This is a genomic window from Microscilla marina ATCC 23134, assembly GCF_000169175.1.
Lineage (GTDB): Bacteria > Bacteroidota > Bacteroidia > Cytophagales > Microscillaceae > Microscilla > Microscilla marina.
Genome location: NZ_AAWS01000034.1, coordinates 27,446 through 47,983, shown reverse-complemented (window position 1 = coordinate 47,983; position 20,538 = coordinate 27,446). Strand labels below are relative to the sequence as shown.

General features: G+C 40.8%; 15 protein-coding genes. 7 read left to right on the top strand and 8 right to left on the bottom strand.

Annotated features, from left to right (window positions below; translation table 11 throughout):
• Positions 1 to 392: 392 nt before the first annotated feature.
• From M23134_RS25235 to M23134_RS25220, 4 genes are all read right to left on the bottom strand, one after another.
• Positions 393 to 3,044: a TonB-dependent receptor gene (locus M23134_RS25235; RefSeq protein ID WP_232296834.1), complete on the bottom strand. Its 2,652-nt coding sequence runs from the start codon at positions 3,042 to 3,044 to the stop codon at positions 393 to 395.
• Between the two features lie 53 nt (positions 3,045 to 3,097).
• Entirely contained in the window at positions 3,098 to 4,069 is a 972-nt protein-coding gene (locus M23134_RS38875) for a FecR family protein (RefSeq protein WP_002700974.1), read from the bottom strand.
• Positions 4,070 to 4,093: 24 nt separating this feature from the next.
• The gene (locus M23134_RS25225; protein WP_002700972.1) at positions 4,094 to 4,789 is read right to left on the bottom strand and encodes a hypothetical protein; all 696 of its coding nucleotides are present in this window, start codon (positions 4,787 to 4,789) and stop codon (positions 4,094 to 4,096) included.
• Positions 4,790 to 5,001: 212 nt separating this feature from the next.
• Positions 5,002 to 5,649: a leucine-rich repeat domain-containing protein gene (locus tag M23134_RS25220; protein WP_002700970.1), complete on the bottom strand. Its 648-nt coding sequence runs from the start codon at positions 5,647 to 5,649 to the stop codon at positions 5,002 to 5,004.
• Between the two features lie 44 nt (positions 5,650 to 5,693).
• Here M23134_RS25220 and M23134_RS42545 point away from each other — a divergent pair, with 44 nt between their 5' ends.
• Positions 5,694 to 5,825, top strand: coding sequence for a hypothetical protein (locus M23134_RS42545; RefSeq protein WP_002700969.1), 132 nt, complete (start codon positions 5,694 to 5,696; stop codon positions 5,823 to 5,825).
• Positions 5,826 to 5,986: 161 nt separating this feature from the next.
• Positions 5,987 to 7,000, top strand: a complete 1,014-nt coding sequence (locus M23134_RS25215; RefSeq protein WP_002700966.1) for a threonine aldolase family protein — start codon at positions 5,987 to 5,989, stop codon at positions 6,998 to 7,000.
• A gap of 113 nt (positions 7,001 to 7,113) precedes the next feature.
• Here the strand turns inward: M23134_RS25215 and M23134_RS25210 are convergent, their stop codons facing one another.
• Together M23134_RS25210 and M23134_RS25205 are read right to left on the bottom strand one after the other, a co-directional pair.
• Positions 7,114 to 8,166: an ABC transporter permease gene (locus tag M23134_RS25210; RefSeq protein ID WP_002700965.1), complete on the bottom strand. Its 1,053-nt coding sequence runs from the start codon at positions 8,164 to 8,166 to the stop codon at positions 7,114 to 7,116.
• A gap of 190 nt (positions 8,167 to 8,356) precedes the next feature.
• Positions 8,357 to 9,544: a BT_3928 family protein gene (locus tag M23134_RS25205; protein ID WP_045114311.1), complete on the bottom strand. Its 1,188-nt coding sequence runs from the start codon at positions 9,542 to 9,544 to the stop codon at positions 8,357 to 8,359.
• Positions 9,545 to 9,915: 371 nt separating this feature from the next.
• Here M23134_RS25205 and folP point away from each other — a divergent pair, with 371 nt between their 5' ends.
• From folP to M23134_RS25185, 4 genes are all read left to right on the top strand, one after another.
• Positions 9,916 to 10,794, top strand: coding sequence for a dihydropteroate synthase (gene folP / locus M23134_RS25200; protein ID WP_045114310.1), 879 nt, complete (start codon positions 9,916 to 9,918; stop codon positions 10,792 to 10,794).
• A gap of 322 nt (positions 10,795 to 11,116) precedes the next feature.
• Positions 11,117 to 12,007, top strand: a complete 891-nt coding sequence (gene cdaA / locus M23134_RS25195; protein ID WP_002700960.1) for a diadenylate cyclase CdaA — start codon at positions 11,117 to 11,119, stop codon at positions 12,005 to 12,007.
• Between the two features lie 125 nt (positions 12,008 to 12,132).
• A complete protein-coding gene (locus M23134_RS25190; protein ID WP_002700957.1) occupies positions 12,133 to 12,618 on the top strand; it encodes a shikimate kinase in 486 nt (161 codons plus the stop codon).
• Between the two features lie 164 nt (positions 12,619 to 12,782).
• Complete coding sequence (locus tag M23134_RS25185; protein WP_002700951.1) at positions 12,783 to 13,655, top strand: substrate-binding periplasmic protein; 873 nt, start codon at positions 12,783 to 12,785, stop codon at positions 13,653 to 13,655.
• A gap of 128 nt (positions 13,656 to 13,783) precedes the next feature.
• On the opposite strand, the gene M23134_RS25180 is transcribed toward M23134_RS25185, so the two are convergent.
• Together M23134_RS25180 and M23134_RS25175 are read right to left on the bottom strand one after the other, a co-directional pair.
• A complete protein-coding gene (locus M23134_RS25180; protein ID WP_002700948.1) occupies positions 13,784 to 14,809 on the bottom strand; it encodes a diacylglycerol kinase catalytic domain-containing protein in 1,026 nt (341 codons plus the stop codon).
• Between the two features lie 97 nt (positions 14,810 to 14,906).
• A complete protein-coding gene (locus tag M23134_RS25175) occupies positions 14,907 to 15,932 on the bottom strand; it encodes an SPFH domain-containing protein (RefSeq protein ID WP_002700946.1) in 1,026 nt (341 codons plus the stop codon).
• A gap of 559 nt (positions 15,933 to 16,491) precedes the next feature.
• Here M23134_RS25175 and M23134_RS25170 point away from each other — a divergent pair.
• The gene (locus M23134_RS25170; RefSeq protein ID WP_002700942.1) at positions 16,492 to 20,412 is read left to right on the top strand and encodes a SpoIIE family protein phosphatase; all 3,921 of its coding nucleotides are present in this window, start codon (positions 16,492 to 16,494) and stop codon (positions 20,410 to 20,412) included.
• Positions 20,413 to 20,538: the final 126 nt, after the last annotated feature.

Genomic DNA, 20,538 nt, shown 5'->3' with positions numbered 1-20,538 from the left:
CGAATCAAGTTCGGGATCATGGATTTTCTTTAGCTAAAAAAACGAACCAAAAAAAGCCGCCGCTGTAGTTTGATCGCTAAAATTTACTCCATTACGCCTAAACAGCTCAAACACTCACTCGTTCCTCGTTCGGTAATCTGTTTTTAACGGCTCCATTTCGTAAATTTCTTAACGCTAACAAACTAAGGCGGAATAGAAGACGCTGTTATTCAAACACTTTTGATACTTGATAAAATAAATCAACAATTCAAAGAAACTAATTATCAGTTACTTATAAAGTTTTACCAAATTCTCAAAATAGTAACAAGTCCTTGGATGCCAACACATATTGGTATAGTGCGTCCTTGGGCTACAAGTTATAACCAACAAGGGCTGGTTTGGGGCTTCTCTCTCTAAAATTTAAAATTATAAGTAATAGAGGGAAACAATCCTCCCAAAATAGAGAGACGGGTCGCTTCGTTTTGGGCAGTGCCGTCTCCTATAAAATAGATTGAGTAAGCGTTTCTGCGTGCATACACATTGTACACCGAAAAAACCCACTCTCCCTTCCAACGTCGCTTACGCTTGGGCTTGCCCTTGAGAGTCAAAGAAAGGTCTAGTCGGTGATAACTGGGGATTCGGTTTTGGTTGCGGGTGCTATAGTCTAGCACGGTAGAACCCATAAACTGATACTTAGCACTCGGAAAAGTCACTGGACGTCCCGTACTCAGGGTAAAATTTGCCGAAAGGCTTACTCTTTTGTTAAAATCATAAGTAGTCGTTAGGTTCAATAAGTGGGTTCTGTCATAGTCTGCTGGGTAATACGCCCCGTTATTGACTCTATCTTCCGGAAAATCACTGTCGATTTTACGCTCAGACCTTGCCAAAGTATAACTTAACCAACCACGAAACTTCCCTGTATTTTTTCTTACCATCAGTTCTAGTCCATAAGCGCGCCCATCGCCACTTAACAACTCCGTTTCAAGGTATTCGTTCAACAACAGGTTTACTCCGTTTCGGTAATCAATCAAGTCGTACATTTTTTTGTAATACACCTCTGCTGACAACTCAAGCGCGGGCGAAGCTATAACGTGAAATATACCCAATGCTACTTGATCTGAGGTAAGTGGACGAATATAAGGATCAGACGATTTCCAAATATCGGTGGGCAGAGGAGCAGTAGTATTAGATACCAAGTGAATGTATTGACGATTGCGGGCATAGCTGGCTTTGAGAGCAGTTTTGGGTTTAAACTGCCAACGGAGGCTCAGGCGGGGTTCCAGCCCCCAATAATTGGCGACCACCTCATTATTACCGTACCGCCTTTGTCCAATCACTGTTGCATTGCGGCGTGGTTGACCAGGCAGATAAGTACGTACATTGCGCTCGCCCAAGCTCAAAAAAGCAGACAAACGCACACCATAACTTAAAGTTAGTTTTTTGTTGATTTGTTGCTTATAATTGGCATAAATGGCTGTTTCTAACGCCCTTTCACTGGCAGTTTTTACTGAACTGGTTTCAGAATCTACTTGCCCTGGTTGAAAATAGTATCCTATACCACTTATACCAAAATCGAGGGTATGCCGAGGGTTGATAAACCAAGTAAGATCGTTTTTGAGTTGATAACTGGAAATACCTGCCACCCATTCAAACTCCAAACCGTTTGTGTTTGTCGGTAGCACACCCAGCTTATAGTTATAATCACTGAAAATCAAACTTACATTGGAAAACAATTGACTGTTGAATAAATGGTTCCACCGAATTGTGGCAGTACGGTTGCCCCACGAAAACGAAAACAGTTTGCCAATTTTGGCTACATCTCTTCCAAAATACCCTGAGACATATAGTCGGTTTTTTTTGTCAATTGCATAATTAAATTTCAGGTTGAGGTCATAAAAATACAACTGGGTATCGCGTATGTCCTGATCACTGGAAAGTTTAAGAAACAAGTCGGCATAAGAACGGCGGGCTGCCACCAACAACGCGCTTTTGTCTTTGACAATGGGCGTTTCCAACATTAGTCGCGAAGTAACAAAACCCACCCCTCCTTCTCCGCTAAACCTTTTGGTATTGCCTTCTTTTTGGCGAATGTCCAACACCGATGATAAGCGACCACCATAATTGGGCGGAATGGCACCTTTATAGATTTTGACATCTTTTACCGAATGAGGGTTAAACACTGAGAACAAACCCAGCAAATGCGCTGAATTGTATACAATGGCTTCATCGAGCAATATTAGGTTTTGGTCAGCGGCTCCTCCTCTTACGTTAAAACCCGACGCTCCCTCTCCTATACTACTTACTCCAGGCAATGCCCTGATGCTCTGCAATACATCTACTTCGCCCAAAAAAGCCGGCATGCTTTTTATTTCTTCTATGTCCAGGCGGTTCGTGCTCACCTCCAGGCTTGTGACGTGTTCGTTGATGCCCCGATCGGTAATGACTACTGTGGCAAGCTCGTTTTTGTCCACAGGTAATTCTACATTCAAGGTTTTAGAGGCTTCCAGGTTTATCTGGTAATGCTTGCTCTGAAAACCAATGTAAGACACTTGTACCTTGTATTTGCCAGGAGCCAATCTAAGCGCAAAAAAGCCATAACTATTGGTAGCGATTCCCTTGCCCAGAGAAGGTATATACACGGTGGCTCCAATCAACGCCTCTCCATTTGATTGGTCGGTGATGGTACCACTGATGGTGTAAAAACGGGGTTGAGTAGTAAACGAAGCTGTTGTGCTCGTAGGAGTAGCTATTTTGGGAAAACTTTTTCTTATAATAATCATTTTACCCTTAAGCAAATATTTTAGCTTTTGTGGGGCAAGCATCTGATCGACTATTTGCTTGATAGAAAGTGTTTTATCAGTAAACAACACTTTTTTGGAAATGTTTAAAGAACGGCTGTAAGAAAAATGTACTCCAGTTTGATTATTGATTTGCTTGAGCAATTGAGCAACGGTATACTGCCCTGGCTCTAGCTGAATGGGGGTTTGCAAGAGGGTAGAAGGTTGCCCTAATGCCTCCCCCAAAAAAACCAATAAAACAAAAACGGTCAGGTACAACTTCGGCATTTTTCTAATAAAATTCAGTCTGATGTAATGGAATTTACCTCCTCCTTGATTAACTATTTACAAGCTTTTCCTTTCAATACAACTTGCTGCGTTGCGATGGTATATTCAATATTAAGGGTGAGGGCTATCACTTCTATGGCCTCTTTTAACGACAACTTCTCAAGCGTGGTAGTCAATACGCAATTGCGGAGTGTTTTATTCTCTATTTTAATAGTTTTGTTATAGTATTTACTCAATACTGCGGCTACTTCTGCCAAAGAAGCCCGCTCAAAACGCAATATGCCTGTTTTCCAAGCAAGTAAGTTGGCATCATAGCGGGGATTTTTTGTCAAAGCCTGGGTAGCATTGGTAAATACTCCTTGTTGGTTTTTATTCAACACTAGTCGTTTATCAGGGTAAGCATTGGCAAAAAAAGCCACCTTACCCGAAGTGACCGTTACCGCTATGTTGGCTTCGTTGGCAGGTGATTTTACATTAAATGACGTTCCCAATACCTGAGTAGTAGTTTTTGCTGCATGTACCACAAAAGGTTTTTGTGTGTTGGGCTTTACCTCAAAAAAGGCTTCACCCTCAAGAAATACTTCGCGCTGAGCAGCGTCAAAAGACGAAGGATAACGCAGTTTGGTTTGTTGATTGAGCCATACCTTGGTACCATCGCTTAATAGCAAAGGAGTGGTTTGCTTACTTTGTACCTCTTTGGTAAGCCAACTATCCGTATCTTTGTCTGTCAACATCCACCAGGCAAGCCCTACTGCCAACACCAACACCGCCGCAACTGCCCAACGCAGGTTGAAGTTTCTTAGCTTGTTTTCTTTATGATGAACAGGAGTAATTTTGCTTTGCACCTGGCTCCAGGCAAGGTTTACGTCTGGGGCAAATGTAGGTACTGTATTCACCTCCCAGGCTTTTTTCAGTATTTGCCCTTCTTGTGGGTGTTTTTTTAGCCAGGCTTCTGCTTTCTCTTGCTCATTAGCGGTGGTTTCCCCCGAAAAATACCTCGCTAATAACTCATCCCAATCCTCCATGATATACTACAGTTTTTAAATAGATCAATACGCTTTAAATTCAAATATACCCTTTGTCTTGTTAAACATCAATTCACCCATAAACAATGTACATACAGTGTAACGGGTTTTGTAACGCAATCGTACCGTAAAAGACATTGCCCGATCGTTTGTAGTGCCTCCATACCCCAACGACAAGGTCATAGTTTCAGAAACAGGATCGTCCAGCGAACCTATTTTTTGTCCCTTATAATTATCGCAATTTTTCTTAATGCTCGCCTCATAAGCTTGTTGCCAACGGGTCATAGTAGTTTTGGGCAACACTTGTGCTTTGATATTTCTAAACTGAAGGTCAATGATTTTGAAATCCTTGAAACGAATCGGTTTAGATGGTTCTCCGTAATTTGCCAGGTAGCGAATAACTGTCCAAAACTTTTTGCCCCTTGAGGTTGACCATTGTACTACCTGCACATTGTAAGCATAAGGACGACCACCCAATATAAACTCTGCCGTTTGGCTGTTCATTTTGGCAAATATTCCTATTTTTTCGTTCGCAATAAGCGCAGCAGGTGAGGTAGTATCGGGCAACATTCCACCACTTTCTTTGATGTATTGCTTTGCCAATATTACCTGATAGCCTCTCAAGCGTTTTACAAACTGCTGCTGGGTAGTTTGTGCTTGTGCCGGAAGGCAAGCTACCCAAAGACCCCAGCACAAAAAAGAGTAAATAAGGACTTTCATATACTGTAAAAATAGATGATACTCAATTTACAACAAAATCTTTACCCACTATTAAGTAAAACTACAAAAACAACTTGACCAAGATAATATGGGCATTGATGCACATTTTCATAACAAAACATTATGTTAATCTTTATAACAATAAAAAAACCACTCAAAAGTGGTTTTCTTTGTATTGTATACCTGCCAGGTACGGCTATTTAGCCCCTTTATCAATCATGCAATACTTTACAATTGGGCAGCAATTTTTGAATTTCTTTAGCTTGGCGCAGAGGGATGTTGGTACCCGTAAGGTCAAGATTTTTGAGCTTGGTTAGTTTTTTCATTGCATCTAATTGTAATAACGTAAGCGCAGAGTTTTGCCCTAAATACAAGTACTCAAGCTCGGAAAAGTTGCCTATATCAAAAGGAATCTCCTTGAAACTGTTGGCGCGCAAATCCAATAACTTCAAATGTTTGAAAGTAAAAATAACCTGGGGTATTTCAGTAAATCTATTACTGCTCAAATGTAAAAACTGCATATTTTTGCAGGCTTCCATTGACAATGGCAAGGTGGTCAGTGCTTCTCCGCGCACATACAAGTACTGAAGGTTTTTGAGCGTATCAACAAATGATGGAATAGCATCTATTTTGCCATGAAAACCACCCATACTTCGAAGTCTTAGTTTAAAAACTTCTTTATATTGTTTAATAGTACTTGCTCCCAAATTAGCGTAAAGTCGCTTGGTTTTCAACTCTTTTTCGGTAAAGAGTTTTGCGTATTCAAATGGTTTGGGTTTTTCTTTTTGGGCATTGGCCGAAAAAACAATGATGCCCAAAAAGCTCAATATCAGAATGAATGACTTACGATCGTTTATCATAGATTTTTATATTATTTTACGCAAAATAAATAATTAATTTGCGAATGAAACATAAACAACGCTTGTTTAAGTTTTTGTATTCGAAAAGTTTTGCGATGAATTTACTGAGACCCATACACTACTATACTTGGGTAAACAGTCATTCTATAGGCATTCATCAAGCAAAGCTTGCCTAAAGCTTAGTATAACAAAATACTTAAAGGCGCACAAAAGCGTCCAAGGAATGCTTTAATCCCCTGTTTTTGTTTTAACTGTATGGATAAATTACTGCCAATTCGAAAACGCGAAGTGATTCAGATTATTTGTAAAACAACAACTTCAAATTATATTTTTTTGCATGATAGATTTAAGAAGCGACACCATAACTAAACCTACTCCACCTATGCTTGAGGCAATGTGGGGAGCAACAGTAGGCGACGATGTGTACGACGAAGATATGACCGTAAACCAGTTGCAACAAAAAGCAGCTGACATGTTTGGCATGGAAGCCGCTCTTTTTTGTCCTTCTGGTACAATGACCAACCAAATAGCCATGCGGGTTTTGACCCAACCACAAGACGAAATTATTTGTTACAATGGGGCACATATTTATAAATATGAAGGAGGCGGACTGGCGTATAATTCGCAAGTAAGTACCCGCCTCATACACTCGCAAAATGGCATATTGCACCCTGCCGATGTGTCAAACAATGTAAACGATGACAACATTCACTACCCAACCACAAGTGTAGTGGCGCTCGAAAACTCGGTAAACCGGGCAGGTGGCACTTGTTATACCCTAGACCAGATCAAGGCTGTAACTACTGCTGCCCGCCAACACCAACTAAAAACGCATCTGGATGGGGCAAGAGTATTCAATGCCTTAGTATCTACTGGCGACAAAGCTCAAGACTATGGGCAGTATTTTGACACCATTTCTATTTGTTTGTCAAAGGGGCTAGGGTGTCCGGTAGGCTCGCTGGTGCTGAGTAGTCATGAGTTGATCAAAAAAGCCAAGCGCAGCCGCAAAGTATTGGGTGGAGCTATGCGCCAAGTGGGGTATATGGCAGCAGCGGGCATTTATGCCCTTGACAATCACGTGGCACGCCTCAGCAACGACCACCAACGGGCACAAACCATTGCCCAACACCTGACCACTAAAAGTTATGTGCTAAACCTGATACCTGTCCAAACCAACATTGTATTGTTTGATTTGCCCAACCACGATACGGTAGAGCGTTTGCTGGCTCACCTTAAAAACCACGGAATTCTTGCTGGAATGATGGACAAACTCACCATGCGTTTTGTAACTCACCTCGACTTTGACGATGATCAGCTGGAGCAGTTTCTGAAAGTGTTGGACTTGTTTTGAATAAGGCATTAGGTGCTGGGAACTGGGTATTGGGTAATTTTAAATAAGAAGCAGCTTCATTTTTTCAAAATAGAGGTGAAATGAATGCTTCAGATAGAACCCAGTTTTTGGCTCTACTTCAGCTTAATTCGTGGGTCAATGGTAGAGTAGAGAATGTCTACCAGAATGTTGATCACAACAAAAATACAGGCAATAAAAATGGTGGTTCCCATAATAATGGGTAAGTCGCGGTCTTCTACCGCCTTGATAATGGTATACCCCAAGCCTTTCCAGTCAAACACATATTCAATAAAAAATGTACCTGCCATCAGTGAAGCCAACCAGCCTGACACTGCTGTAATTACTGGATTCAATGCATTTTTGAGGGCATGTTTTGCCACCACTCTGTAAAAGAGCAAACCCTTGGCACGAGCAGTTCTTATGTAGTCTTGCGACATAACATCCAGCATAGAGCTTCGGGTGAGTTGTACTATGATGGCCAACGGACGAAGTGCCAGTGTAGTGGCGGGCAAAATAAGGTTTTTGAGCTTTAGAGTGGTACCCTCAATAGAGGTTTCCCAAAGCGACCCAATATGCGAAAGCCCGGTGTAGTCTTTGAGGTAATAGCCAAAGATGACCGAAATAGTAATGGCCATGACAAAAGATGGAGTAGAAATTCCCAGTACTGAAATAGTAACCAAGGAGTAATCTACAAAAGTATTTTGGTTGAGTGCGGCAAAAATACCGAATACAATGCCTATAAGGGTAGCAAAAAACATAGAAACGACCGCCAATACCAAGGTAGCGCCTATGTTTTCCATCAGTATTTCACTCACTTTTTTGTTGGTTCGATACGACCGCCTCAGGTAAGGATACTTGACTACCAGGGTACGCTTACCGACAGGCAATAAGGTGAAATATTTATACTTTTCCTGGTGTGCTTTATTGTCGGTATGTACCGATATAGGCGAGAGGTCATTGAGGTAATAGGCAAATTGCACTGGCAAACTTTTATTAAGCCCCAAGTCTTTGGTAATATTCTCACGCACTTCTTTAGAGCCATGCTCTCCTACCAACACCCCTACCGGGTCGCCGGGTAACACATGGAACAAGAAGAACACGACAAAGACTACCCCCAACACTACCATTATCCCATACCCAAGTCGTCGTAAGATAAAACCAATCATATATTCTTTTTTAGGGCTGTTACATTGGCTCACCAATGTACATTATTTTGGCTATTTATTGTTGAGCTTGTCTTAAAATAATTCTTTTGATAGCAAAGAAAAAACCTTAAGCAAGCTCATTGCTAAGTTATCATTTTTGTTTGCAAATATAACAGCCTATTTTAAATTATTATTCTTTCACCTTATAAACTCACTTCAGCAACTGAGTCACTGCCTCTATTTTTGGGGTGTCGTTGTGATGCCATTTACCTTTTACGGTACCATCTTTCAACAACATCAAGCCAGGGTTGGCCCTTATCATTGTTTTGAGCACCTTCTTATCTACAAAATAATAACTAACGGCAAGTTGTACCTTATGTCTAAATTCTTCTATGTCTTGAGCTCCGGCAGCAGTAAGCACTATAGGCTGAATTTTGTTTTGACGCAGTTCTTTTACCAATGCACCTATTTTGACATACGCGCTTGCCTCAGTTACCACTACCTTTTGTCCGTTTTTGATCTTGTATACGTCAGGAATCACGATGTACATTTTGGTGCCCTGCAACACTTGGGTGGTAAAGTCTGTTCCATCGGTACTGAACACCTTAAAATCGGTGATTTTGGGCAAAGCTTCAGGGTTGAGCAAGGGTTTTTCCAGTTTTACAAACTTGTATTGGGTAGTATCCGAATATTTTTTCCAGTCTTTGGTATAGTCTGTCCCCTTGATCTTCAACTCTTTGCCTTCCTTGAGATCTTTATAAATATATAATTCTTCGCCGTACTTAAGCTTTTCTTTGGGTTTCATATTGGCAGGCAGATTGGCACCTACTTTATAAGCTCTGAAGTCTTTCACTGGAAGATGACGTACCGTATAAAAACCAAATACAGTGGCTCCAATGGTAGCAAGTATAGACAGCACCGACCCTACCCTCACCGATAACATAGGGGTAATTTGATGACGTTGGATCAATAACCACACAATCATGACGGTAAGTATGACATCTTTCATAAATGACTGGAAAGGAGTCAGTGGAATAGCATCGCCAAAGCAACCACAATCTTTTACTTTGTCGAAAAACCAGGAATAAAAGGTGAGGAAGGTAAAAAAGACAATCAAAGCCAACAACGACCTTAGTGTAGTTTTGGCACGGTGGTGTAACAACAAGTTGAAACCCAGCACTACCTCTAGCACGGTAAGTATAATGGCAAGCCAAAGGCTGTAGGGTGCCAAAAACTCCCAGAAAGCACCCAGGTTTCCAAGGTAAGGATCACTTTTGAACACTTCAAAATACTCGTGTAGTTTAATCTCGGTTCCGGTAGGGTCATTGAGTTTAATCAGCCCTGAAAAAATAAAAAGGGCACCTACCAAAAAGCTTATAGTTCTATTCAGGATTTTCATGAGTTGGTCATTTTTTATAATCAAACAAACACCACGCGTGGTTGTTTAAGTATTTTTTACCTCTTACATTTTTGCGTAAAACAATGATCTGCCTATATTGGTTGAGAAACGGATAAGAGCTTGTTTAAACTTTCGTTTACAGCAGGTTTTATGATGAATTTTAAACAAACTCTAAAGAATCATTCATTTTTCAACTTTTTTTTTAATGCACTACAATTTTACATAAGAATATGTATAAAGTTTCTGTTTCGAGTGAAAACCGAAAAGTTTGAGGGTTGAACATTATATCAAATCCCTGATTTACACCCAAAAGCCTGTGTAAAAATTATAATCCGGGCAAAATTTAAACAAGCTCTAAGCAAATTTGTTGAATGCAAGCGAAAGGTACAATATTTTACTCAAAAAAAACACTCTGTCTCAAGGGGACACTCATGTTACTTAACCGCCCAATAGTAATGGGGATTTTAAATGTGACTCCTGACTCGTTTTATGATGGGGGAAGGCATCAGCTCAGTGATCAAATACTTTCTAAAGTCTCCCGTTTTTTGGACGAAGGAGCTGATATCATCGATATTGGAGGATACTCGTCGCGTCCAAACGCTGATGACATTGGAACACAAGAAGAAATCGACCGGGTACTGCCGGCAATTGAACTTATTCTTAAAAACTACCCACACGCCTACCTCTCAATAGATACGTTTCGAGCCAGTGTTGCCTCAGAAGCAGTCAATGCCGGGGCTTGTATCATCAACGATATTTCGGGGGGCAACCTTGACCATCAGATGTTCGACACGGTAGCACGTTTACAAGTACCATACATATTGATGCACATGCGGGGTACTCCCCAAACAATGACCACCCTCAATGAATACGAACACTTGGTATCGGAGGTATTGCTCGACTTACAGCAAAAGGTAGCCAAACTCAAACAACTGGGTGTACACGATGTAATCATTGACCCAGGCTTTGGCTTTGCTAAGAACATCCCTCAAAACTTTCACTTGCTACAACACTTGCGTATGTTTCAGACGCTGGGTTTGCCCGTGCTGGCAGGTATTTCCCGCAAGTCTATGATCTATAAAACGTTGCAAAATTCAGCAGACGAGGCATTGTATGGCACCATTGCACTCCATACAGTAGCATTGCAAAATGGGGCAAATATTTTACGGGTACACGATGTAAAAGCGGCAAAAGATGCTATAGCGATGGTAGAGGCGCTGAACAGGTTTTGTTTGACCGAAAATGAATAGTTGACCAAAGAGCATTGGTGTAAAAAAACGCTCTTGTGAAGAACTTTGCTCAAAAGATGATTTCCAGGTCTTTACCAATGAATATTGGTGCGTTTTTTACTTGTTACCTACTACAGTCTTTAGCTTAATTTTTCAAGTTCATTCGCAAGCAAAATACACTTGAACTTATTCTGTGTTTATTTAACCTCCAGTGTACCAAACTGTACATTTACCCCGCTGAACAAAAAATAAACTTATGCTTTAGTGCCAATTAATTGGTTATACTAATCACTCTATTTTATATTTACACGGTAAAAACTACTCTAAAAGGATTGCATCAATTATGATATTTCTTATTTCCATAGGTTTTCTGGACATGAACTTTGCCGACATTTTAGACATTTTGTTGGTGAGTTTTATCATGTATCAGTTATATAATTTGGTAAAGGGAAGTGTTGCTTCGCGTATTTTGTTGGGAGGACTGGCAGTATACGCACTTTACCTGATGGTATCTGCCGCCGGAATGGAATTGTTGAGTACTATTTTGGGGCAATTTATGGGTGTAGGGGTGTTGGTCATTATAATCTTGTTTCAACAAGAAATACGTAAGTTTTTGCTGGTAATAGGCAAGGCTACCCCTTTTGGCAGGTATAGTTTTATCAAAAGCTTCTGGAGCAGAACCTCTTCGTCAGAAAATACCTTTAAGATAAACGCGGTGGTAGAAGCCGCACAAGAAATGTCCGCATCGCTTACTGGAGCACTGGTGGTTTTTTCTCGCAGTTCTGAACTAAAGTTTTACGCCGAATCAGGCGACGAAATTGATGCCATTGTATCTAAGCGTTTACTGATTTCTATTTTTCAAAAGTTTAGCCCTTTACACGACGGGGCTGTTATCATAAGCATGGATGGTAGGGTGGTAGCCGCCCGTTGTATCTTGCCTGTGTCAGAAAACGATTCGCTGCCTGCCTCGCTGGGTTTGCGCCACCGAGCAGCCATTGGGCTCACCGAAATAGCCGATGCGGTGGTGGTGGTGGTGTCAGAAGAAACCGGGCAAATGTCCATTGTACGCAATGGTAAAATTTACCGAAACCTTGACCCCAAAGCCATGACACAAAGGCTTACTTTGCTGCTTAACGAAGATAACTCTAACAAAAAAGAAGGCAAAACAGAGGTAAAACCAGACGAAATGCCTCAACCTGACAACAACGCCTCTAACCAATCACTTGAAGGGTAATGCTATGCTCATCTTAGTTTTTTAATCCCTGACCAAACACTTTGCTTTTCTATCGGCTCTAGTCAAACCAAGCAAGTTCACTTGTTAGAATATTCATTTACTTTCAAACCTTTTTTGATAATTCCATGCTAATTTTTTTGATAGGAATGCCCGGTTCAGGCAAATCCTCGGTGGGCAAACAACTCGCCAGCGAATGGCAAATTCCATTTGTAGATATGGATGAGCTGATAGAACAAAAAGCGCAAAAAAGCATTCCCACTATTTTTGAACAAGATGGTGAAGCACATTTTCGTCGCCTTGAACAAGCCGTTTTGCACGAAATAATTGCTCAACCACCCACTACCCAAGTAATCGCTACAGGTGGAGGCGCTCCTTGTTTTTTCGACAATATGGACAGAATAAACCGGGCGGGTACCAGTGTATTTATCGACACTCCTTTGTACACTATAGCCCAACGAATGACCAACAAAAGTCAGGATCGCCCACTGTACCAACAAGCAGACTACGACGCTATGTACCAAAAGCTTGTCCATACTTTTGGGCAACGAAAGCAATTTTACTGGCAAGCCAATATATTTTTAAGCGCAACAGAGTTGTCCGTACCTTCTTAGCCAATGTTGGTATTTTTTCAGTATTTTGTTGTAAAAAACAACTATTTAAGCTATTTTTCATGGTGTTAATATGAAAAACTGCCATAGGGGATAAACAATATAGCCTATACAAATTGTCATAAGCTGTGCTTATTGTCCCCTTAAACTTTGAAAATGGATTAATTATGTTTTATAATTTACAGATAAAAATATGGGTACTTGTACTGACTGCATTGGCATACACCCCCCGGCTAAAAGCCCAAACTCAGCTTGTGGGCGATACCTGGGCTAAGGTAAACCAAAGCAAGTCGGGCACTATAGTGCTTACCTATATAGATACTCCTGGGTTGGTATACCGCGATGCGAACGGAAAACTTACTGGAGTTTGTATAGACATCGTACAACAATTTGTAAAATACCTCAAAACTACCAGAGGAGTCAAGCAGTTGAGTATTAGAGTGAAAGGACGCAGTGACCACTTTCCTATTTTTTTACGTAATGTAAAACAAGGCAAAGGAGGAGTGTTTGGTTTGGGTAACATTACGATTACCCCTAAGCGCCGAAAACAGTTTAAGTTTACTCCTGCATTTATTTACAATGTGTCGGTGTTGATGACCCACCACAAAGTGCCTACTTTGGGCAACTTGAAAAACATGCGACGTGACTTCGCCCATATGAAAGCCTACACATTGCGCTCCTCTACCAACGCCAAAACCATTGAACGGTTCAAGCAACTTTATCACCCCAACCTGCGGATTATTTATTTATCCTCTAGTGTAGAGGTACTCAGAAAAGTCGCTAGTGACCCTCGCTCGTTTACCTCACTTGACTTTAACTATTATGCCTCGGCTTTGCAGCGAGGTTTGCCCATCAAAAGACACTCGGTAGGTGACCAAAAAGGAGGGGAAGAATTTGGAATGATTATGCCTCCCACTAGTGACTGGCAGGGCGTTTGGAATCAATTCTTAAGTAGGTTTGTACGTACTACGGCTTATAAAAAAATCTTGGTTAAGCACTTAGGTTCAGGGGCTTATCGCTTACTTAACGTATCAAAATAGCGTGTTTTATAAAAGTGCTTATGCAAGTAAGTATTTTTTGACATCATCGAAGAAAACAGCAAAGCCTTGGTTTACGCCAGGGCTTTGCTGTTTTCTTTGAATTTAAGACCATATTTTATACTTTGTAACTAAACCACCAATTGAGCCTTTTGGCTGGCAAGCCCAATACGGGCGATGCTGCCAGAATTAAACCGTAAATAATCAGACTGGATACCATCGCTAAAAATCACGCCATTTTGGGGCATCATAGACTCTATCACCAACTCTTCACCTTCTTCTATAAACCCTGACACAATGCCTGCCTGCGCGGTTTTGCTGGCAAAGGGCTCTCTCACAGTAAATAAAAGTCGGTTGGTGTCCCACGGCAATGAAGGTACCGTCACTTGCGGGCTTTCGCCAAAAAGCTGGTTAACACCTTTGACCATATTAAACACCGAACTCATCCAGCCGGTAGCCCCAGCACCAGTAGACACAATCATTCCGCTTGACGATTGGTTTTCGGTAGATCCTCCATAAGTGATTTGATATTTGGCAGATATGTGAGAGTTTACGCCAATGTATAAGTCATTGAAAGCCAACAAACTTTGCCCATCATCGAGCAGTGCTTCAGCCATTGTTACCTCTTTGTATTGGTGCTTGCCCGATACTGCTTTTTGCAATGCCATCTCAAAATTTTGTAAGGTAAAAGGCAACAATATTCCGTCAAAACGGTGGGGTTCAGGATTAATGGCGATAATGGGAATATTGCGGGCATACTTGGCAGTATTGGCTACTAAGCCATCTTGTCCTACCACAATGACAATGTCGCTGGGCGAAAACAAGTAAGAAGGCAAATACGCTGTTTCAAGCACTTTGATTTTCATAAACCTGGCAGCGCGATTTTTTACAGTTTCGAGCGTAGCATCGTAATTGTCTTGCTCTCGCTTAAAATCGTCCATTTCCCACGATCCAATGTCTTCTTTTTTACGGGCACGGTTTTCTGACCATACTTTCTTTTGCTTTTTAGACAAAAACCCTGATTTTGCCTGCACATTGTTACGCTGTTGCTGAATAAAAAAACTTGCTTGAGCAATGGTGTTAAACTGCTCCCGGAGTTCTTCCAACTGGGTTTTGTTGCGCACAATAACAATCTTACCCTGATCTACTTTTTTCATAGGTTGTTGCTTGATTAATAGATGGTCTAGTACCCAAAAGTACGGTGCTACTTATTGCCATACTTTAGCCACAGGTAAACTTGAGATACTTAGGCAATCAATAGTTTTGCTCTTCAGATTCATCGTTGAGCAAAGACTCTAATAAATCGGGCGAAATATTCAGGTTTTGAATTTTATCTGTGTTTTCGGCAAGCTCTCTAAACGCCAGGGCAATGTTGAGCTTTGGGCTATTGTTGCCACTAATTGCCAGCAAAGTACGCCAGTCAAGGTCTTTATAAGGTTTTAGGGTAGTATCTAATACATAACCTTTGGTGTCTGCCTGTTTGCGTTCATTGGTTGTTTGCATTTCTACCAATTGCTTGCGTTTTTCTTCCAGGGCAATGTCGGTTTCCAGCTGCATGTCTTGAATTTTGCGGTTATTCTCCTCCGTCAAAATCTTGGTTTCCATTTGCTTCTCTACAATCTGTTTGCGTTTTTCTTCTACCGCAATCTCCGTATTCAGTTCACTTTCTTTGATTTTTCGCTCTTGTTCTACGGCAAAGTTACGACGATCATAAGTTGCCTGATCAGCCTCTTGCTGCAAAGCCTCCCGGGTTTTGGCTTCCAGCGCCTTTTCCATTTCGGGGGTGGCTTTTACTGCCATTACATTCACACTCAACGGCTCAATACCCAGCATTTTTACCGTTTCCGATTCTCTAATACCTTTGATTATAGTTTTCTCAATATCAGGTGCGCTCCGAATGGCTTCTTTGAGCTGTAGCCCGTGAATAAAAGAAGAAGTAGCAGTTTGTGCTTCGTTGGTGAGTCGTTGAGTAATTTTTTCGGCATCGTTGCTTTTATAATTGCCCCGGCGGTCTACACTAAAGTCCAGTAACTCTGCCAATTGCTTGGGGTTGGTTACTTTATAAGTGATTTGCCCCTGAATAGAAATCGTTTGAAAGTCGACAGTAGATTCTGTAAACATAAACGGAATATCGCTACTGCCCATAGGAATAGCCACTATAGAAGAGCTCATTGCCATATAGAAGAACGATAGCCCTCTCCCCTCTTTTCTTATTTTACCATTGGTATAATGGATCACGTAGGTCATCGAGTCAAACTTGATATATTTTATTCCAAGCATATTTTATTAGGTTCAGTTTGTAAGCTAACAAATATAAAAAGATTGGGGTGTTTATATCTAATAAAAAAAAATCTCTCGATCAGTGATTTATAACACACTGTAAATCAGTCAAATAAAATTATTACGCTATAAAATCAGCCTTATTTATAAAAAAATCCTCTAGGGGGGGGAGAGATTTACCCTATTGAATGTACCTATTAGTGAAGACATTAATCATCAGGCAAAAAAAATAATAGTTTTCCCGAAAGGGGCACACATCAGGCAAAAAATAAATAGTATAGCTTTAACAAAAGTAATAATAATTCCCTCAATATTTTTAGTAAAAGTACGCTGACAATTCAGCGTGCTTTTTTTTTGCTCTTTTTAAAAAGCCTCCCCTTCCTTTATTTGGGTTTTTAATTCAAAAAACATAACTTATACAAGCATTTAAGAGAAAGTAACCGAAACTTTGACGAAGCAGGCAACACACATACTGCTACTCAAAATCATTAAAGTTTACATACACCTTCTTATTTTTTAATCAGTCAACACCAAGCACCTTGGTTTTTACAACTTAACAATGCTAAAGTCGTTTGCCATCAAGTCAACCTCATACATATATACAAGCCGCCAAATACTGTTTATAACCGTACTTTTGTGGTTATGCCAGGCGTATCTTTATGCCCAAAAAAAGAACAATTTTCCAATAAAAAACGAAGGTTTACTTCAGGCAACCAATTACTTGCCCAACGATTATAAAGGGCACGCTCAAAACTGGAGTTTTGCTCAAGACAAACGTGGGGTAATGTATGTAGGCAATATGAGTGGGGTATTGCAGTATGATGGTAATAAGTGGCGGCGCTTGCCAGTAGAAAACTACCAGGTAGCGAAAAGTAAATCAGGACGTATATACACTGCCTTTGGGTACCTTGAGGCCGATAGTAAGGGGCATTTACAGTACAAGTCACTGAAAAATCTGGTACCCGAAGATTATCAAAAACAGGCTGGTCTGCCTACCCAAAAAATAATTGTAACCTCGCAATTGGTGGCTTTTCATAAAACAGGGTATTTGTTTATTTATAAAAATAATCAAATGGATGTTATTTCGCTGTCACCGGAGTTTTTACGCCCTTTGATGGTGTTCAACGATGAGCTATTCATGACAAAACGAGGTACTGGCCTGATGAAACTCACCCATCCATCGCACCAACACCAATGGCAATTGGTGGCTAAAGGTGAAACTTTTGCCGATAAAAGTGTCACAGCTATACTGCCTTATCGCCATCATCAAAAACTGATTGCTACTTATGAACACGGGTTGTATCTCATCAATCAAAACGAAGTGACTCCCTGGGATATCCCTGCCAACAGCTTTTTACAGCAAAATCAGCTCAGTTGTGCCATTGCCAATGGCAATAAAATAATGTTAGGCACTGAACATAATGGGGTGCTGATCATTGATCAGTCTGGTCAAGCCCTGCAACTTATCAATCAACGCAATGGCATCAGTAGTAATTATGTACATGATTTGTTTATAGACAAAGATCAAGCATTATGGCTTGCACTTGACAACGGCATCGCGAGGGTAGAAACCAACTCTCCGTTTTCGTTGTGGAACAAACACCTGGGACTCGAAGGTTCGGTCAATCACATTGCCACCCAACTTTATAAAGACAAGTTTTATGTGGGTACGTCTCAGGGGGTCTTTTATCGAGCAAACGACAATTACATCAACCCCATTAGTCCCCAGTCACGCTTTAAGCTCATTACCGCTACCAAAGGCGCTGTGTTTTACCTGTTGGCTACTCCCGAAGGGGTACTATGTGCCCACAAACACGGTATTTTCTTGATCAAAGACACTACAGCTACTCAACTGGTAGCCACCAGTACTACGGTATATTCATTCATTTATTTGCATACCTCAGGCAACCGTTACATTCTTGCCAGTACCAGTAAAGGCTTACTTTTGCTTGAGAAAAAACAAGACACGTGGGTATACAAACAAGCCATCAAGGGGTATGCAAGCTACAACCGCTATATGCACCAAGATAAAGAAGGCAATGTATGGGTAACTACAGTAGATGGGCTGTACCGTCTTACTTTATCGGCTGAATTTGATCAGGTAATAAGCAAAAAACTATATGCTAAAGCACAAGGTTTGCCTCAGACAATTCATAACCGGGTGTTTGGGTTAAGCAACCATCAATTGGTAGCAGGCACTACCCAGGGGGTGTATGTGTACAACTCTGAGCAAGACAAGTTTCTGCCCCACCCTGTACTTACCCAACAATTGGGGCTCTGTGAGTATATTTTATGGATCAAAGAAGATCCACAACAAAATATATGGTTATGGACAAAGGCAGGGGTTATTTTTGCCCGAAAAGATGCCGGACAAGGGTATGTACTTGAGCGTAAATTATTTAATAAGTACAAAGAACTGTTTGCCAATTATATGGCACCTCACATTATTCCAATCAATGCAAATAATGTGTTGTTTGAAACCAGAGAAGGTGTGGTACATTACAACAGTCATATCAAAAAATTGACTAAAAAGACTTTTCAGGTATTGATAAGAAACGTGAAGACCAGGGCAGAGAAGGATTCCATCATATTTGGAGGTAATTTTACCCATCAGCACGCTTACAAATTTGTAGGTGACCAACCTGCCCACATGGTACCTACTTTACCTTACCGACTAAACAACCTTAGTTTTTCATTTGCCACCGTTTATTTCGAAGAAACAGATAAAATTGAGTTTCAGTATTTTCTGGACGGCTTCAACAAAAAATACGTTGGCTGGAGTACCGAAAGTAAAAAAGAGTATACCAACTTGCCTGCGGGCGAATATGTGCTGAGGGTAAAAGCACGCAATGTTTACGGGCAAGTAAGTGCTGAAACTACCTATCGTTTCAAGATTGCCCCTCCTTGGTATCAAACCTTGTGGGCTTACTTACTTTTTGGCGTCATAGGGGCATTGGTAATTTGGGGCATTGTACATTTAAATATTAGGCGTTTGAGCCACCAAAAAGCCCACCTGGAGCAGGTAGTCAATGAACGAACACTGGAAATTCGCCAAAAAAATGCTACCCTGCAAACCCAAAAAAGTGAAATAAGCGAGCAAGCAAAAAGCCTGGCTGAACAGGCTGATTTTCTGCAGGAAGCCAACGAAGAGATTGTCATGCAGAGAGACCAGTTAGACCAAGCCTATAAAAATGTAAAACTACTGAGTGAAATAGGCAAAGAAATCACCGCCACTTTTTCTATCCAGGACATTAGTCAAATAGTATACAAAAATATTCAATATTTGCTGGACACAGAGGAGTTTGGAATTGGCTTATATCTCGAAAAAGAAAGACTGATTGCCTTTGATAGTAGTGTATACAAAGGTGATGTTTTGCCTTCGATGTTTATACCAATGAGTCAAAAAAATCGCTTTGTGGTACATTGTGTCCAACACCAAAAAGAGATCGTCATAGGAGATGTAACTAGAGAGTACCGCAATTATATAGATAACCTTGATCATTACAAGGATGATATTTTGTTGCGTTCATTGGTTTGTTTGCCACTGATGGCAAGTAATGAGGTAATAGGGGTAGTAAGCGTGCAAAGTAGCTATACCAATGCCTACAGCGACCACCAGGTAAACCTGCTACGCAATTTGACCATTTACATTGCCATTGCGCTCAAAAATGCCAATAGTTTTTCGAAACTTCAATTTCAAAATGTACAGATTACCGATAGCATCAGATACGCTCAAAACATACAGAAAACTATCTTGCCTAATCAACAAATGCTGAGTAATTGTTTTAAAGAACACTTTGTAATTTACAAGCCTAAAGATATCGTATCGGGCGATTTTTACTGGGTAGTACAAACCAATCACCCGCAAACCAACGAGGTATATACTTTTTTGTCGGTAATAGACTGCTCTGGGCACGGGGTACCGGGGGCTTTGATGAGTATGATTGGCTACCAACTATTAGATGAGATTGTAAAACAAATGCGTATTATAGAGCCCCAGGTGATTCTTGAGGTACTTGATGACTTGGTGGTGGCAAGTCTTAAACAACAAGTCTCTGACAATTCGGACGGTATGGACTTGGCGATGTGCCGCTTGCAGTCATTACCAGATGGATCGATAGAGTTGATCTATAGTGGTGCCAAAAGAAACTTGATAGTGGTAGAAGACGAAAACACAAAGGTGCTCAGAGGTGACAGACTCGGCATTGGTGGTTTTTTTGAAAATGTAGTCAAACAGTTTACCCACACCAAACTTATATTACAACCAGGGGTGGTACTGTACATGACCACAGATGGCATACGTGACATGCCCAATCAAAACCGACGAAGTTTTGGAACTAAACGGCTACATAAGTTGATCCAAAAACACGCTCATTTACCTTTACCCGAACAAAAGCAAATATTTGAGGCTGCTTTTGAAAAACACCTTGGTACTCAAGAACCCCGCGATGACATGACACTTTTTGCCGTAAGGCTATAAATACCTGACACTGCCCTTTTACAGGATTAAAAAATTATTTGAACGGTTGGTACTTGTGCCTTAGTCTCTCGCTACGTATACAATAATTTAAGATGAATTTTGGCGGTTGATGTACTCCCCAAAAAG

Bases quoted from the DNA above. Each gene is read 5' to 3' on its own strand.
- M23134_RS25235 (WP_232296834.1), bottom strand. From the start codon at position 3,044: ATGCCGAAGTTGTACCTGACCGTTTTTGTTTTATTGGTTTTTTTGGGG.
- M23134_RS38875 (WP_002700974.1), bottom strand. From the start codon at position 4,069: ATGGAGGATTGGGATGAGTTATTAGCGAGGTATTTTTCGGGGGAAACC.
- M23134_RS25225 (WP_002700972.1), bottom strand. From the start codon at position 4,789: ATGAAAGTCCTTATTTACTCTTTTTTGTGCTGGGGTCTTTGGGTAGCT.
- M23134_RS25220 (WP_002700970.1), bottom strand. From the start codon at position 5,649: ATGATAAACGATCGTAAGTCATTCATTCTGATATTGAGCTTTTTGGGC.
- M23134_RS42545 (WP_002700969.1), top strand. From the start codon at position 5,694: ATGAAACATAAACAACGCTTGTTTAAGTTTTTGTATTCGAAAAGTTTT.
- M23134_RS25215 (WP_002700966.1), top strand. From the start codon at position 5,987: ATGATAGATTTAAGAAGCGACACCATAACTAAACCTACTCCACCTATG.
- M23134_RS25210 (WP_002700965.1), bottom strand. From the start codon at position 8,166: ATGATTGGTTTTATCTTACGACGACTTGGGTATGGGATAATGGTAGTG.
- M23134_RS25205 (WP_045114311.1), bottom strand. From the start codon at position 9,544: ATGAAAATCCTGAATAGAACTATAAGCTTTTTGGTAGGTGCCCTTTTT.
- folP (WP_045114310.1), top strand. From the start codon at position 9,916: ATGCAAGCGAAAGGTACAATATTTTACTCAAAAAAAACACTCTGTCTC.
- cdaA (WP_002700960.1), top strand. From the start codon at position 11,117: ATGATATTTCTTATTTCCATAGGTTTTCTGGACATGAACTTTGCCGAC.
- M23134_RS25190 (WP_002700957.1), top strand. From the start codon at position 12,133: ATGCTAATTTTTTTGATAGGAATGCCCGGTTCAGGCAAATCCTCGGTG.
- M23134_RS25185 (WP_002700951.1), top strand. From the start codon at position 12,783: ATGTTTTATAATTTACAGATAAAAATATGGGTACTTGTACTGACTGCA.
- M23134_RS25180 (WP_002700948.1), bottom strand. From the start codon at position 14,809: ATGAAAAAAGTAGATCAGGGTAAGATTGTTATTGTGCGCAACAAAACC.
- M23134_RS25175 (WP_002700946.1), bottom strand. From the start codon at position 15,932: ATGCTTGGAATAAAATATATCAAGTTTGACTCGATGACCTACGTGATC.
- M23134_RS25170 (WP_002700942.1), top strand. From the start codon at position 16,492: ATGCTAAAGTCGTTTGCCATCAAGTCAACCTCATACATATATACAAGC.